Annotated in this window: 15 protein-coding genes; 7 read left to right on the forward strand and 8 right to left on the reverse strand. The window is 51.0% G+C overall.

The features are described 5' to 3' along the window. The 5 genes from NF78_RS11990 (at window position 1) to hetR (ending at window position 4869) form a co-directional block, all read left to right on the forward strand. Window positions 1-504, forward strand: coding sequence for a DUF29 domain-containing protein (locus tag NF78_RS11990; RefSeq protein ID WP_035989524.1), 504 nt, complete (start codon window positions 1-3; stop codon window positions 502-504). Window positions 505-510: 6 nt separating this feature from the next. Next, a complete protein-coding gene (locus NF78_RS11995) occupies window positions 511-1734 on the forward strand; it encodes an ABC transporter permease (RefSeq protein ID WP_035986629.1) in 1224 nt (407 codons plus the stop codon). 252 nt (window positions 1735-1986) lie between these two features. Further along, window positions 1987-2472, forward strand: a complete 486-nt coding sequence (locus NF78_RS12000) for a hypothetical protein (protein WP_035986630.1) — start codon at window positions 1987-1989, stop codon at window positions 2470-2472. Between the two features lie 85 nt (window positions 2473-2557). Beyond that, window positions 2558-3025 carry a GNAT family N-acetyltransferase gene (locus tag NF78_RS12005; RefSeq protein ID WP_035986632.1) on the forward strand — a complete coding sequence of 156 codons (468 nt, stop codon included), beginning with the start codon at window positions 2558-2560 and terminating at the stop codon, window positions 3023-3025. A 917-nt stretch (window positions 3026-3942) separates the two neighbouring features. Beyond that, a complete protein-coding gene (gene hetR / locus NF78_RS12010; RefSeq protein WP_035986634.1) occupies window positions 3943-4869 on the forward strand; it encodes a hypothetical protein in 927 nt (308 codons plus the stop codon). Window positions 4870-5220: 351 nt separating this feature from the next. Here hetR and NF78_RS12015 read toward each other — a convergent pair whose 3' ends face one another. From NF78_RS12015 to NF78_RS31120, 6 genes are read right to left on the reverse strand one after another with little or no spacing between them, the layout of a single operon-like run. Then, window positions 5221-6162 carry an RNA polymerase sigma factor RpoD/SigA gene (locus NF78_RS12015; protein ID WP_156119742.1) on the reverse strand — a complete coding sequence of 314 codons (942 nt, stop codon included), beginning with the start codon at window positions 6160-6162 and terminating at the stop codon, window positions 5221-5223. After that, complete coding sequence (locus tag NF78_RS12020) at window positions 6119-6853, reverse strand: hypothetical protein (protein WP_035986638.1); 735 nt, start codon at window positions 6851-6853, stop codon at window positions 6119-6121. The genes NF78_RS12015 and NF78_RS12020 overlap by 44 nt, the downstream gene beginning before the upstream one ends. A gap of 11 nt (window positions 6854-6864) precedes the next feature. Next, the gene (locus NF78_RS12025; protein WP_035986640.1) at window positions 6865-9006 is read right to left on the reverse strand and encodes an NACHT domain-containing protein; all 2142 of its coding nucleotides are present in this window, start codon (window positions 9004-9006) and stop codon (window positions 6865-6867) included. A gap of 33 nt (window positions 9007-9039) precedes the next feature. Beyond that, complete coding sequence (locus tag NF78_RS29365; RefSeq protein ID WP_072016056.1) at window positions 9040-9492, reverse strand: cell division protein SepF; 453 nt, start codon at window positions 9490-9492, stop codon at window positions 9040-9042. Between the two features lie 36 nt (window positions 9493-9528). Next, complete coding sequence (locus NF78_RS28205) at window positions 9529-10011, reverse strand: hypothetical protein (protein ID WP_052050240.1); 483 nt, start codon at window positions 10009-10011, stop codon at window positions 9529-9531. A 26-nt stretch (window positions 10012-10037) separates the two neighbouring features. Then, window positions 10038-10598 carry a hypothetical protein gene (locus NF78_RS31120; protein WP_156119743.1) on the reverse strand — a complete coding sequence of 187 codons (561 nt, stop codon included), beginning with the start codon at window positions 10596-10598 and terminating at the stop codon, window positions 10038-10040. A gap of 178 nt (window positions 10599-10776) precedes the next feature. On the opposite strand from NF78_RS31120, the gene NF78_RS12040 reads away from it, so the two are divergent. Together NF78_RS12040 and NF78_RS29375 are read left to right on the forward strand one after the other, a co-directional pair. After that, entirely contained in the window at window positions 10777-11025 is a 249-nt protein-coding gene (locus NF78_RS12040; RefSeq protein ID WP_052050242.1) for a helix-turn-helix domain-containing protein, read from the forward strand. Further along, entirely contained in the window at window positions 11000-11635 is a 636-nt protein-coding gene (locus NF78_RS29375; RefSeq protein WP_081972596.1) for a helix-turn-helix domain-containing protein, read from the forward strand. Before NF78_RS12040 ends, NF78_RS29375 begins: the two co-directional genes overlap by 26 nt. Window positions 11636-11765: 130 nt before the next feature. On the opposite strand, the gene NF78_RS12050 is transcribed toward NF78_RS29375, so the two are convergent. Further along, the gene (locus tag NF78_RS12050) at window positions 11766-12782 is read right to left on the reverse strand and encodes a hypothetical protein (RefSeq protein WP_035986642.1); all 1017 of its coding nucleotides are present in this window, start codon (window positions 12780-12782) and stop codon (window positions 11766-11768) included. A gap of 518 nt (window positions 12783-13300) precedes the next feature. Further along, complete coding sequence (locus NF78_RS12055) at window positions 13301-14194, reverse strand: hypothetical protein (protein WP_156119744.1); 894 nt, start codon at window positions 14192-14194, stop codon at window positions 13301-13303. Window positions 14195-14237: the final 43 nt, after the last annotated feature.

Below are 14237 nucleotides of genomic sequence, written 5' to 3' on the forward strand. Positions count from 1 at the left end.
ATGTCGCTTAAGACCAGTGATACGACAACCCCATTAAATGCTCCATCTCTATACGACACAGACTTTCTACTGTGGATAGAGACTACCGCCAACCTGCTGAAAAATCGCAGGTTTGAGAATCTTGATCTAGACAATCTAATTGAGGAGATTGAGAGTTTGGGCAGGCGTGATAAACGAGCTGTCTTAAGCTATCTGACTCGCCTCTGCGAACATCTTCTCAAAATCAAGTACTGGGATGCAGAGCGTCAGACATGTCTTCGAGGCTGGACTATAGAGGTTAACAACTTCCGCAAAGAAATTTACCGACTTTTAAAAGACAGCCCTAGCCTGAGGCAGCATCTATTAGAGAACTTTCAGTTTGAGTATCAAGATGCCCGAGACAATGTCTTAATTGCCAGCGACATGGCCTCAAACCTGATTCCAAAAGAGCCTGTTTTTTCTCTGGAGCAGGCTCTAGAGAAAGACTGGCTACCCCTGGCTGGGCCTCCAAAATCAATACCCTAATTGTCTATGAATCTGCAAGAAAGCCTGTCGATGGCGACGAAAACCCTGGCGGCCAACCGCCTGCGCAGCACCCTGACCATGCTGGGCATCATCATTGGCAACGCCTCGGTAATCACGATGGTGGGGTTGGGCGAGGGGGCGCAGCGCTTCGTCAACGCCCAGCTGGAAACCCTGGGGCCAAACGTGCTGTTTGTGGTGCCGGGCAGCCGGGAAACGCGGCAGCTGGGCTCCCTGGAGGTGCCCCGCACCCTGGTGCTGGCCGATGCGGAGGCGATCGCCGCCCAGGTGCCCTCGGTAAGCGCCGTGGCGGCGGAGTCCAGCGGTCGCCAGTTGGTCACCTTTCGCAACCGCAACGCCAACGTCAACGTGGTGGGCATTACCCCCGAATTTCTGACGGTGCGCAGCTTTGAGGTGGCGCGGGGGCGCTTCGTCAACGACCTGGACATGACCCGCAGCGCCCAGGTGGCGGTGATTGGCGGCACCCTGCAAGAGCGGTTGTTCGACCGTGAGTCGGCCCTGGGCCAGCAGATTCGGGTGGGAGGGGTCACCTTCGATGTGGTGGGCGTGCTGGAGCGCAAGGGCTCTAACCTTGGCCTCGACTACGACGATGCGGTCCTGGTGCCGCTGACCACCAAGGACACCCGCCTGGCCGGGGGCGAGCGATCGCCCTACGGCGTTGAGGTTTCGTTCATTACGGTGTCGGCCCGCGATCGCGCCAGCATGGCCACCGCCGAATTTCAGATCACCAACCTGCTGCGCCTGCGCCACAACATCCGCGACGAGGACGATTTCTACATCAGCAGCCAGGACACCCTGCTCACCATCGCCAACACCATTACCGGGGCGCTGACGATTATGCTGGCCGCGATCGCGGGGATTTCTCTCTTTGTCGGCGGCATCGGCATTATGAACATTATGCTGGTGTCGGTGCGGGAGCGGACCCAGGAAATTGGCCTCAGAAAAGCGATCGGCGCGTCCCAGGGGGACATTCTGGGCCAGTTTTTGATCGAGGCGATTATTCTCTCGGTGGCCGGGGGCATCATTGGCACTGCCCTGGGGGTCAGCGGCATTCTGCTGATTGGGGTGCTCAGCCCGTTTGAGGCTGGTATCTCCATTGGGGCGATCGTCATCGCGGTCAGCATTTCCGGCGGCATCGGGCTGTTTTTTGGCGTGGTTCCGGCCCGCCAGGCCGCCAAGCTCGACCCCATCGTGGCCCTGCGTACAGCCTGAGGCCCTACACCTATAGCCCTCTGCCCCCAACCCTGGAAGAATCTGAAGCCCCCAGAATTGGGGGTTTGGGGGCCAAAACTCGTACAGCCAAAAATCCCTGAAACAATACACCCCTCTGTGGGGGCGACAGCTAACTATCTAGATCTCATTAAATCGAAGCGGAATCGGTCGTTTGGTCAGTGAAGTTACTCCTCCCGGGCAGCCCCCCTGGCTGCCCTTCCCCTAACCTCCTCTATTGACCAAGTGACCCCAATGAATAGACCCCTTCGCCCCCTATTGCTGGCCGCCCTAGCTACCCTGACCGCTGGTGCAGGCCTGGCCCAAAACAACGATCTTCCGTCTAAGGCCATTCACGTGCCCACGGCGGTAGAGTCACCCACCGGGCAGCTGCGCTGTCGGGCCGTCATTACCGCCGGAGCGGGAGAGTCGGCGGTAATGACGGAGCTAGAGTTTGTCTACCCGCAGCTGCGCACCGCAGAGTATCTCCAGGTGCAGCTGGCCCCTCTGACCACTGATGCCGATCCCAATGGCCTTGAGTTAGACAGTCTTGAGCCAGGGGTGCAAAAAGCCTGGTTTAGCACCCCTGGGGAAGATAGCTACTGGACGGTGCCCGTTGTTTTTGGGGTCTCGCCAGTGGTAATTACCCTCGTAGCGGCCCCCCGCCAACCCGTCAACGATCGCTTTGTCGCCAGTTTCTGCGGCAGTCCTGCGGTTCCGGTTGTCTGTGAACCACTGTAGCGATCGCATTCTCAGTCCAAACAGCCCAGAGCCATGTCCTTTGAGATTGACCACCTCTTTATCTTATTCAATCCTGCTTCAGACCATGCACCTACGCCTAGCCACCGCCACCGACATACCTGCGATCGCCACGCTGTACCGAGAAACCGTCCTCACCCACGGCCCCGAGTACTACACCCCAGCCCAAACCGCCGCCTGGGCCACCGTAGACGCCGACAGTTCCAGCTTTCGCCAGTTCATTCTCGATGTCACGACCTACCTGGTTGAGGACGATACGGGGCTGCTGGGCTTTGCGGGACTGGGCCGCGATGGCCACGTGGCCTCAGCCTACGTACGCCACGATCGCCTGCACCAGGGGATTGGGACCAAGCTGATGCAGACTGTGCTGGAGCAGGCCCGGCGCGATCGCATGCCTCGACTCTACGCAGAAGCCAGCCAGTTCAGCCTGGGTCTATTCATCAAGTTTGGTTTTCGCCAGTACGACACCGAAGTGACAGAGCACAATGGGGTTCAGTTCACCCGCCACCTGGTAGAACTCATCCGGGCGTCCTGAAACCCTCTGAGCCCTACCTCCCAACGGAGCAGCCTTCCTCCGCATCCGTTAATAGCCGAGATTCTTGGCCGACCCTCAACCCTGGGTCTGCACATTCCTTCTCACCGTCACAAGTTTGTCACAACTGAAGCCCTATAGTAGGGAATTAGCTTTTACAAGTTGAAAACCAGCCATAACTTGCCGCTGCCCAAACTTTTTAAAACCCCTTGGGCAGCGGCCCAATTATTTTCCCATCCTTTTTCCTAGGCAGCAAAAAGTCTGCCCATAGAAGGTATTCCAGGCTCCCGCGATACAAATCGTTTAATTTACTCTCATTAGTTAATAAAAATCCAGTCACAGCCAATCATATTTCAGGCCATCGCTGCCAATTCCGCAAAGTAAGTCGAATCGAATCCGATCAGCCAAAGCCCTTGCCAGGCAAGGGCTTTGCTGCCGCAATGCAACGGCAACCCATCAAGTTTCAAAGTAGTCAGAGCATTTTCTCCTGCTACCCAAAACTCAATTTTGATTTACCTCAGTATTTACACGCATTTTTTCAAGACTTTGCCAAATCCCTCAGTGCTTACACGTATTCCCCTTGATAGATTGTTAATTTTCCATAAAGCTGGTAACACGAATTTGAAAATGACGTAAAGTCAAATTGTGTGAGCCCGACGATGATTGCTTAGGTAGAAACGTGATTACCTTAAGCTGATCCCAAGCAAAGCTACTGTGGCATAGGAAGGCAGGTGGTGCGGTTCAATCTCCAAAAATCTTCAATGGTTGATGCCTCAAGCTAACCGTCCTTGAGCCAGCGCCATAGCCCTACGGCAGGCGCTAACGATCGTTGAAAGTGGAAATTGAAAGTGGGAAACAGATCCACGGCTATTCTTGGTCAATGATGATCATGCAGTTAACTCAATTCTTGGGAACATCGGATGGTGCAGATCAGGGTCAATCACGACAAGCTTGCAAAAGCCTTAAACGTTAGCGATATCGATTTTTTTATACTTCTGCTGGTCATCAATCTGATCAAAACCTTTGGTCATCGCTACGGCAAGGTCATTGATGCAGTTTCAGTTGCGGCAAAATTTGCCGTCTACCTGACGTATCTGGAGGAGGGCAACAATTTAAGGCGAACGGGCTTTCTCCACCATGTCGAACCTCGACGGGTGAAAGAAATAGTCAGTGAGTTTGATACGCTGTTAGAGAATGGGGGTTCCCTCTGCCTGTTGGGCAGCGTAGAGCCGTCCTACCTAATTGGGTTTTCCTATATTTGGATTGAAAAATACTCCCTTAAAGAGGGTGAATCTGTTACCCGACTGTTTAACCTGACCGAGAGTGAACGCATAATCATAGAGGCAGGCTTTCCCGAAAATACACCAAAATGCCTGCTTCTGAGAGAGTGTGACGTTGAGGCTTTAATAAAGGATTTGCACGACAAAGCGCAATCTTTACTGCATGAGTCAAAGAGGACTGCGTTTAGCGAGGCACTGGCAGAACATGCTAAATATCGCTTACTTGCCGCAGAAACTATGCAAGAAATCAAAATCACTAAAGACACCTCAGCCTATTTACTGCTCAAGAAGGACTATTCTCCTAAGGGTAGACAGGCTCGCATGCAGACCATGATCCAAGACCTGACCCGCTCTTTTCGCTGGATGTATTCCTGGGTTGATGGCGAAGACGGTATCATGCGAGGCATTGAAACGTTAGAAATTGCGGAAGAGCAAAAAGAGGAAGCCCTACAGGAACTGGATCAAATGATGCGTGCCTGGGCCGATAAATATCACACGGAATCAGATGGCTCCAAGATCGTTGCCTTACAATTCTTGCTCGGTCCCCATCAAGAAATGACGATCTAGGGGTTGGGTTGGGGTAGCCGTCCATGGGGCTCGGCTAGCTGAGCGAAGTCACTTGCGCAATAGCCTTTTCCCAGGGTGAAAGCCAAACTTCCTGCAAATTTCACCTACACCTCCTTGTAGCCTTTGGCTAGGGGTTGCAGCGCTGCGATCGCAACCGGAATTGGCTCAAACCGTTAGGGGAAACCACTACTGATGCCAGGGAAGCACCAGCCCAGTAATCGTACGGTTAGCATGGGACGAAGGGTGCACTGTCGCGGCTGAGCCTGACTATTTCTAACCCTGGGACAGAGTCCAAACCATTGGTCCGGCGGGGACTCCTAGTTCGTTGTGCCCTGGTCACCAGTCTATTGGTTAGTCCCTCAGGGCGATCGCATGGCGACACTTCTTGAGGGCGGCGACCTTGATCTGTCGCACCCGTTCTCGGGTCACACCGCCTAAATACTGGCGTCCGATGTCATTCAAGCTCTGGTTGTGATTAAAGTGCAGGGTCAAAACCTTCAGCTCGCGCTCAGTCAGGTTGGCCTGGCCTAGAATATCTTCTAGCTCGTACGTGCTTTCAAGCGACTCAACCGCGCGCTCATGGCACTCATCGCGGAGAGAGTTGCCTAAGTTGAAATCTGAATCATCATTATTGAGAGAGGCATCTAGACTGGGATTGCGCTGCGTCATCAGGACCAGCTTTTGAAAATCAGCAAAGTCCATACCCAGCTCCTCCGCCAGAAATAGCTCCATTTCGGTCTGAGTAGGCGGTTGATTAAATTCCAATTGAAATTGATGTTGCCATTTTTTCACCCTATTCAACTTCTCAACCACGTGCATAGGAATGCGAATACTCTGACCCTGGTTAGCCAACGCTCGCGTAATGGACTGTCGTATCCACCAGCAGCTGTAGGTGCTAAAGCGATAGCCCCTCGCCGGTTCAAACTTTTCTACAGCCCGATTGAGGCCAATAATTCCCTCCGAGACTAAATCATCCAGATCTAGACCTCTGCCAAGATATTTTTTGGCGATGTAGACAACCAGTCTCAAATTGCCTTCAATCATGCGCTGTTTAGCTGCAATTCCTTCTTTAGCAATTTTCTGAGGAATGGGTCCATGGTAATCTACCATTCTTCGGACTCTTTGTCCCAGCTCAACCTCTTCTTCATGCTTCAGCATTGGGTATCGCTTGAGATATCCTAGATGATCTGAACCTTCTCCACCCATTTCTCCGCCTCCTAAAGTAAACAATCCATCGATGCAAAAACTGTTAGCGAGCGTAACCGTTGGTGCTTCTCCGCTGATTCGAGACAAAACTCAACTCCAGGTTGGCCTTAGCCTTGCTGATTTCGGATACAGGAGCCCGTTGGGATATGCGAGGGTTCTCCTTTGCCTGATTTTCCCGACAGGAAAATGGATTAATTACCGTTAGGGTGCCGTATAGGAGGGAAATGCCCAGCTTAAACTCTGCCCACTCGTCAACCTTAATAATCTCAGCATTCAAGTTTTCATTTTTTTTGTCTTCACCCTCTACGTCCTGAAGTCTTTCCAGCCTTTTTATTGCTTCCTGCAAAACTTCAGCTAAATCCTTGCCAAACAGTTTTGATGTTTTCTGAGTTGCTCCATTAGTTAGCCAGAGCAACCGAGAGTCGTCGTGCTGCAACACAGCATTTCTAATGGTTTTCAGCCTCTCTAGAAGCAATTCGATATTGCAAGCTGGAGGTTCAGAAGTTCCTGAAAGCTGCACCTCGCCCGACATCTCCAAAGGAACCCCATAGTCAACCAAATTACGTTTCAAGTTGAGCTTGATCTCACTTCTAAAAGCCAGTTCATTAAGCACATCCCACAGATCGATATCGGCATAGTTAGAAGCCAATAAATCTAATATTTCGCTAGCAGAATCCCCAACCCTCATCATCTTTTTCTCATTGATGGCGGTGCTAACACGCCGTTGGATTTCATCTAGTTGCTCAAAGGAAAGTTGGGTTAAATCTTCAATATTCATGGCTGATCTCCTTACTGGTTTGCAGTGGAAAGGTTGACGACAGGATCTGTAAACAAGGTTTGAACTACATCATCTTGAAGCTTACCTGATACATAAAAAGCTTCCCTGAGGCAGTGAACGATTAAGCATGATCCTCGACAATACAAATGGAGGGATTGCAAGTCGCCGGTCGTAAACCTTGGGAAGGTATCAGGCATACCAAAAGCTGTCATCCATAATTTGTACAGATTCCTTTCGCAAACTTTGCGATGGTAGGCTGATACTGTCTTCCCCTCTAACTGATGGCGGATTCGAGAAATTGTGGACAGTAGCTTCAACGCGTTTCTTTGGTTTATGAGCTTATAAGCCTGAGCTTTCTCAGAAAGAATGACAGCCAGATCAAGGAGTCGCTCTAACGACAAACCCTTCATTATCTTTGGATCAATATATTGACTGGAGCCTAGTTTCATAATGTCCACATTTTTGGCATTGAGCGAATGAATAATTTGACAGCCGGGATCCAATAGAGAGATTAACTCCTTAATTTTCTTAAGGATGCTGGAAATAACTACCTGATCATGACTGCGATCGCCAAATAGCAGAATAATTTCGAGCACCATAAATGCTACATAGCAGCGATTGGCGGCTTGATTGGAGGATATGCACACCTCTTCTGCGGCAGCCTCAACCCAACCCATAAAGCTGGCGAGACTGGAAGTATTGATATTTGAAAAAACACGCTTTTGAATAATTGAAAGCAAGTAGTCAGCGCCTTGCATACCGGCCAGAAAGATAAAAACATCTTTCCACTCAGAAGCATCTAAAAATTGATTAATTGCTTCATCCAGATTTTTCAAACTGTTCATCAAATAATGCGAGACTAAAATTTTTTGAATTAGTGGATTTCCAAAGTGGCATAAGCTTTCATCTCCATTGATAATAAAATCATTCAGGTTTTCTTCTCTGATAGACGCAAAGTCGGAAGCATCGTACTGAATTGACCTCTTCTGTACAATGGCTGAGTAGAGACGCTGAATCTCCATTTTGTGAAAGTAATGCCTACCACTCTTGAGGCAAACATAGGCCATTTCAGATAAAATTCCCAGACGGGCCTCAATGGAATTCTCTGATCCTTTGCAAAACAGGTTTAAAGTACCTGGCGAAATACTGGTTCCCAGCAGGTTTGACAAAATCTTTTCGTACAGTATGGTTCGGCCGGAGAGTTTACAGACTGAATCTTGGTAAAGCGACAGAACAATACTTAAACAAAATGGGTTGTGAACAACAAGTTTTGTGGCTTTATCATTTTCCCCAATTCGGTGCCAAATTTTTTGACATGCCGAGGCGGGTAACACTTCTCCACTTTGAACTTGGGTGGCTTTGAAAATAAATTTTTGAGCTTGGGCACTGCTGAACCCTAATATATTAATGGTATGGAACTGTGTCAAAGCCTGAGTCTTGAGTGACTTGCGACAAGCCACTACCACTCGATTATTTTTATAGAGATCCGAGAAACTTTTAATTTTGCCAACAATGCCGTCCTTGAATTGATTTGGTATAGCGTCAATTTCGTCGATTAAAATCAGCAACTTTCCACGCCTTAACGCCGAGTCGACAAAATCTTTGTACTCAGGAAAACCACATATCTTGAATTCTTCTTCAATCATGGTTTGAAGGTTAAATTCATCTTTTAGACATTGAGCTACCTGGACAAATACAGGAATACAGCCATTACTCGCCTGGTTTTCTTTCGTTCTAAAGGCTTCCAATCCTAATTTTTTCAGGAAAGTTGTCTTGCCAATTCCTGATTCGCCTTTAATGACTATATGCTTATACTGCTCAGTCAGTTCTCCGCTCTCGTAGGTTAGGTTTAGTTTTTTCAGGTAGTCAATTTCTCGATAGCAGACTGAGGCCTTTGCTCGGGGAGAGGCCGGTATTTCCTGATCTACTAGCGATGGCGACACATAGAGTTTAGGGAGTGATACGGACGGTCTAAATTCTTCCTGCCTGATAAATCCGTGCCTCGCAATATAGTTGGCCTGATATTCTTTAGATGCATAAAATATGCTTTGGCTTAGACGCTGGCTCAGTAACTTGTAAGTCTCGTCACGACTTTCCCAAAGAGACTTAAAGATCCAAAATGTGATACCTGAAATCAAATCTGGAGAAATCATGCCGCGCCGCCTGCTGACCTAACTGAAAGTGAGTTAAGAAACTTGGTAGATGGGGTAATCCTGGCGAGTAGTGGTATCGGTCTGCCGATAGTAAGGTTGGTTGGGATATTCAGCGGATGCCCAGGAGGAATCTTCGGACTGAGTTTGGTGAGTTTCCGAAATAATCTCGGCACTGGGAGGGGCAAAAATGAAAATTTTCTGGTCAATCTTTTCGACAGTTCCATCAAACATGAGTATTCCCCCTGCCAAAAAATCGATGCAGCGCTGGGCCTCCTCAAAATCCATCTGCATCAAGTTAAGAACAACCATTTGTTGATTTCTCAACGCTTGAATAGCCTCTGAAATTTCTGTGAATGCGCTAGGTTCTAAAATCACTATTTCAGTCGGGGAATTTTGTTTAAACACCTGGCGATTATAGGTTGGCGTAGTGGTATTCGTCACTTCGCTGGGGTAGTAGCTGTGGTTCTCTGAGTAATATGAGCTCATGGTCGCTAGATCCTAAATCCTGTAGTTCGTGGTTAGTTAAGCACTGAGGTGAATGACCAGCCGTTCACATTGACTTATTTTTTGGTTTGGCGTGTTTTTGTGCATGAGTTCTGATGCTTTCTTAGCACTGGAAGCGGCTGATTTTTCTCTGTCCTGAATGGTCATTTTTTGTTCTGAAACGGCCTGTTCTATTTGCTGCATTGGCTTGATTTTCTCCTGATTGGACTTAGTTACGCTATAGGTGCCCAAGTTGGCAAGTTGCTTGCAAACTACATCGGCGAAGTCATAGTCAAAGTGGTGAACCGGATAGCCCCTCATGTTCCAGGCGTTGAGGATACGGCTGACTGATTCAACCTTGTAGCGCCCTTGATAAATTGCTTCGACAATAGCGGCAACCACCCATTTACCTGGGTAGAGACTCAGCCAGCAAAAGACCATATCGGTAACGTTTGTCTCCGTTGGCTCAAAACTGTAGTTGGCAAGTAGCAGAAAAGTTGATTCAGCAGGATTTTTTTTCATTTTGCCCCCTAATATTGACCTGAGACTTAGACTTTTTGAATTAGAATGCTGAGAACTTCTTTGCCATTGGAGCGATTTTGAAAATCGCTCCACTCACTCAGGCTGGCAAAACCAGCCAAGTGAAGGGATTGGATTGTTTGTTTAACGGCTTGGCGTGAGCCCACCAGCAAAACTTTTAGTGGTTCTTTGCGGCCGGAGGAAGGTCGGGCTTTTGGTTTGCTAGCACTGTGCTTTCTAGCAAAACTGTTAGCTACTAGAACCGTACTCTGTTGGGGTTCGACCAGGATTCTGCCAGTGCCTCTGCTGCCGTATTCCTGTGGTTTTTGACTCATGGTTTTTGACTCCTCATCTAGAGCTTGCTGTATTTCAGATTCTGTGTAGAAACGACTTTCTACAAAACATGCCGGTTTGCATCTGTAGTAGCTGCTGGCTCGGCCTTTGATGTACCCATCTATTTCCCACCAGTGCCCATTCCTGAAAAACCGCATCCCCGGCAACCATTTGCCAGAGCCAGGCAATGGCTCCGGGGGTGCAGACAGCGGCAGGCTGTCGGGGTGGTGGCTTAAGGCGGTGTTTTTGCTGCTCATTTCGATACCTCACTAGGGCCTGAAGACTGGGGGCTTGCAGCTCCCTACGTCTCAATACGATTAATCTACCTGAGGCGTAGGGCGTTGTCAATGCTTTGCGTCTAAAATTCTACGTGAAGTGTAGATTAATGGTTTTGTGCTTTTATGGTTTTGGGCTTACCTGTACTGCTGCACCCCTATGCCAATTCGCTGGAAGCTACATGAGGTGATGGCGAGAAAGCGCATGCGCAACAAGGATCTCGCTGAATACCTGGACATTACGGAAAACTCGGTTTACCGCCTGCGGAAGGCAGATGATATGCCTCGCCTGACGCCTCAGCGTTTAGAAGGCATCTGCGCGGCCTTGCAGTGCCAACCCGGTGCTTTTATGGTTTTGGGCTTACCTGTACTGCTGCACCCCTATGCCAATTCGCTGGAAGCTACATGAGGTGATGGCGAGAAAGCGCATGCGCAACAAGGATCTCGCTGAATACCTGGACATTACGGAAAACTCGGTTTACCGCCTGCGGAAGGCAGATGATATGCCTCGCCTGACGCCTCAGCGTTTAGAAGGCATCTGCGCGGCCTTGCAGTGCCAACCCGGTGAGTTGCTAGTATGGGTGCCTGAGGAAGTGCCGCTGCCGGGGTCTGTGCTGAGTCAGGATGTTGCTCCCCCTGTGGGCGAGTCTGTGCCCTACAGTTCAGTGATTGTGCAGCAATCCCAACTGGATCAGAGAAACATTTCTAAGCTGGCCCTACAGCGTCTGACCCAGCACTATCAAACCATTCTGGCCTTAGCCTGGCGGGGCTATATGGAGTATGGGCCGGGAGCTGTAGTGTTTACTGATCTGGATGACGGACCCAAATTGGCCTTTATTGAACGGCAGAATCTCACCGATCGCAATTGCCTGGACGCTATCGATCAACTCGATCCCAAGCTTTCAGCAGTGGTTCTGTACTATGAAACCCTGGATTACACGAGCTCTGACTACGATCTCCTGACGCTGACCGGCCCTAAGTCGCCCCCCGAGTGTTTCGCCCTGAGCTACCGACCTTAGACCGCATCCAAACATCGGGCTTTTGAAGCTAGGGTCCAGCGGCAGCGCCCGTGTAGATGGGTGTTTGGGCATTGGTGCAGCTGGGAACGGGTCCATAGCTGCCGCCTCAAAATCGCCCGCCCCAGGACGATTAGGGATGGGCAACGCTTTCCAGGTAGCGTTTTTGGGCGTAGGCAAATTTGGTGGAATACTCGACTAGTTTGGCCTGAGCGATCGCATAGTGCTGATTGCTGCTAGAAACCGCCTGCATCTCTGCGAGGGCTGTCTGCCACATCGTCGCCGCGGCTTGCCAGTCTGCCGCCGTGTCGGCCTCAATAGCCAGTTTTGACGCGGCTTCTGCGGCTCTCACCCCGGCTCGAAATGGGGCCATGGCCAACTCCCGCCGCGCATAGTCGAGGTTGTTAAGGTACAGGGCTTTTTTGGTTTGAACCTTAGCCTGAAGGGGGCTGGTAGAGGGAACATAGGCGATGGTTTTGATCGCCAGTTGCCAGAGATGCACCACCTGTTGCCATTCCTGGCTGGTTTGGGCCTGCTGGGTTAGCTCTGCGGCTGCCTTGGCGTACTTTAGGCCCTCGCTGAAGTGCTGCTGATCCGCCGAAGGGGTAGGCAGACGCTTGGGGGTCAAAGGGCTGGCGTTCACTCGCTCGGGCAGGGATTGCACCATCTCACCGAGTTGCCCCTGCCAGGTCCCATAACATTGTTCAGCCCAGCAGGCGGTGACCGATGGCCACGCGGTGTCGACGGCCACGGCGGCGGCCCCCAGGAAAACCGAGACCCCCAAGGCGGGCGCAATCCAGTTGGCCGCTGACGGGTTTGGGATTTTCACCTCCAAGGGAGGTGACGGTTCAGCTTTGGACGGAGCGGGGGTTTGCAGCCGATCTCGCAGTTTGCAGACCGCTCCATAGGCTGTTTCGAGTTCAAAGGAGCTAAAATTTCGGTCTCTGGTTAGCATCGATCGCTCGTTGCGGTAAGGTTTGAGCACCGATTCTCCGGCCCTGGCGGGGGTAATTAGCAGTTGCTTCAGGGATGGTAAAGCTGAACTGCCCGGAGGGATAGGAACGGGTTGATCAATTACCTTGACATGGTCATCAACGTCACTGAAATAGGTGTCGATGTCGACTTTTTGAATCTCTTGCTTAAAAGTCATAGCCGTCTCCGCAGAAAAAATTAGGATTAAGGGTTAGCCGCAATAACCAGGCAAACGCTGCTTCCGTCTCAGCCATTTGACGCGAGGGTAAAAGGTTTGAAGAAAAGGATGCTGCCCTGCCCAGTGGCTTCCACCATGATTCCTGGATTGATAGGCAGTGGCAAGGAGATCAACAGTCCCTAGCTGTAAGGGGTGAAACCCCTGATCAAAAAGTCATCTCACCTCCCCCAGGCAGGAAAAATAGATTATTGTCCTCATTGGCAGGGTAGCTGGGCCCAAAAAAGGAATAAGTGCGGCCATACAAGTCTTTTTCAGCAACATTTTGCAAAATAAAAGTCAGGCAAGTTGATTTTCTTGAAAGTCTTCTTGATGCGCGGTAATAAGTTGACAATAATATTTACGTAAATCGAGTCGCCAAATTTTGACGACTCGATTAGTAGTTAGTCCATGTGATCGTTCAGTGGCCGCGGCGATCGCCTAATCCTGGGTTAGGACTGGCCCACTGCCTGGGGGCAAAACTAGGCAATGCCCGGCAGAGACTCCCGCTGAAACCCTTGATGAGGGGCCGGAGCAAGGTGCGCGGCCCCTTCAGCCTCTGCGGTAATCCGGCCGGAACCCCGGCCCCATTGCAGGCTAGGGGCCTCTGCGGAGGGTGACGGCTTGGACGAGGCGATCGCCAGCGTCCAGAGTTCTTGCATAGCCTGCTCAACGGGATCTTGTGCCGGCTGATGAACTACTGGCGCAGCCTCCGCCAGATCGTCAGCACTCTCCGCCGCCGCAGGGAGCTCAGCCTCGCTATCACTCCCATCGTCAACATTCTCGGCCGCCGCAGGGGGCTCAGCCTCGCTATCACTCCCATCGTCAGCCGAGACGGGCTCAGGAATGACCTCAGCCTCCGGCTGCTCCTCCACGGGCGGTGCAGCCAGATCGGCAGGGCTATCCTCGGCAGCAGTAACCACCGGCTCCGGGGCCGCCGTGGGGGGCTCCGCGGTCACAACGGACTCCACCGCCGCAGGGCTATGCTCCAGGGCGGGGGGCTCCGCTGGGGATGGCTCAACGGCCGCAGCGGGGGGTTCGCCAGCAATGGACTGTCCCGGATACATGCCGTAGTTATGCACCACATCACGGGCCACATTCACTAACCCGGCAAACATTTCCTGGTCAGCCTCCTGCAGCTTGATGTAGGCAATCCGGCTCCAGGCGTGCTGACTCAGCGTCACCTCGCAGCTGATCAGCTTCGACAGTTCCGACTCCTCCCAAAACGAACAACAGGCCAGCAGGAGCGCGATCTTTTCTCGATCGGACTCATCGGCAATGGTTTGAACGGCTTGATAGACATCGATATAGCTCTGTCCCAGTAGGCAAATGCCATCGGCAGCATTCTTGCAGGTTGCACATGCAGATAGCGTCATAGTTTTCCTCGCGATACAGAAACATTCAGCCTTGGCAAACCAG

It is taken from the genome of Leptolyngbya sp. KIOST-1, assembly GCF_000763385.1.
Taxonomy (GTDB): Bacteria; Cyanobacteriota; Cyanobacteriia; order Phormidesmidales; family Phormidesmidaceae; genus Nodosilinea.

What these genes read in the sequence shown, in the direction of transcription:
- NF78_RS12025 (WP_035986640.1), bottom strand. Translation starts at nt 9,006, where the DNA reads ATGATTTCTCCAGATTTGATTTCAGGTATCACATTTTGGATCTTTAAG.
- NF78_RS29375 (WP_081972596.1), top strand. Translation starts at nt 11,000, where the DNA reads ATGCCAATTCGCTGGAAGCTACATGAGGTGATGGCGAGAAAGCGCATG.
- NF78_RS12005 (WP_035986632.1), top strand. Translation starts at nt 2,558, where the DNA reads ATGCACCTACGCCTAGCCACCGCCACCGACATACCTGCGATCGCCACG.
- NF78_RS12020 (WP_035986638.1), bottom strand. Translation starts at nt 6,853, where the DNA reads ATGAATATTGAAGATTTAACCCAACTTTCCTTTGAGCAACTAGATGAA.
- hetR (WP_035986634.1), top strand. Translation starts at nt 3,943, where the DNA reads ATGGTGCAGATCAGGGTCAATCACGACAAGCTTGCAAAAGCCTTAAAC.
- NF78_RS11995 (WP_035986629.1), top strand. Translation starts at nt 511, where the DNA reads ATGAATCTGCAAGAAAGCCTGTCGATGGCGACGAAAACCCTGGCGGCC.
- NF78_RS31120 (WP_156119743.1), bottom strand. Translation starts at nt 10,598, where the DNA reads ATGAGCAGCAAAAACACCGCCTTAAGCCACCACCCCGACAGCCTGCCG.
- NF78_RS29365 (WP_072016056.1), bottom strand. Translation starts at nt 9,492, where the DNA reads ATGAGCTCATATTACTCAGAGAACCACAGCTACTACCCCAGCGAAGTG.
- NF78_RS28205 (WP_052050240.1), bottom strand. Translation starts at nt 10,011, where the DNA reads ATGAAAAAAAATCCTGCTGAATCAACTTTTCTGCTACTTGCCAACTAC.
- NF78_RS12040 (WP_052050242.1), top strand. Translation starts at nt 10,777, where the DNA reads ATGCCAATTCGCTGGAAGCTACATGAGGTGATGGCGAGAAAGCGCATG.
- NF78_RS12050 (WP_035986642.1), bottom strand. Translation starts at nt 12,782, where the DNA reads ATGACTTTTAAGCAAGAGATTCAAAAAGTCGACATCGACACCTATTTC.
- NF78_RS12055 (WP_156119744.1), bottom strand. Translation starts at nt 14,194, where the DNA reads ATGACGCTATCTGCATGTGCAACCTGCAAGAATGCTGCCGATGGCATT.
- NF78_RS11990 (WP_035989524.1), top strand. Translation starts at nt 1, where the DNA reads ATGTCGCTTAAGACCAGTGATACGACAACCCCATTAAATGCTCCATCT.
- NF78_RS12000 (WP_035986630.1), top strand. Translation starts at nt 1,987, where the DNA reads ATGAATAGACCCCTTCGCCCCCTATTGCTGGCCGCCCTAGCTACCCTG.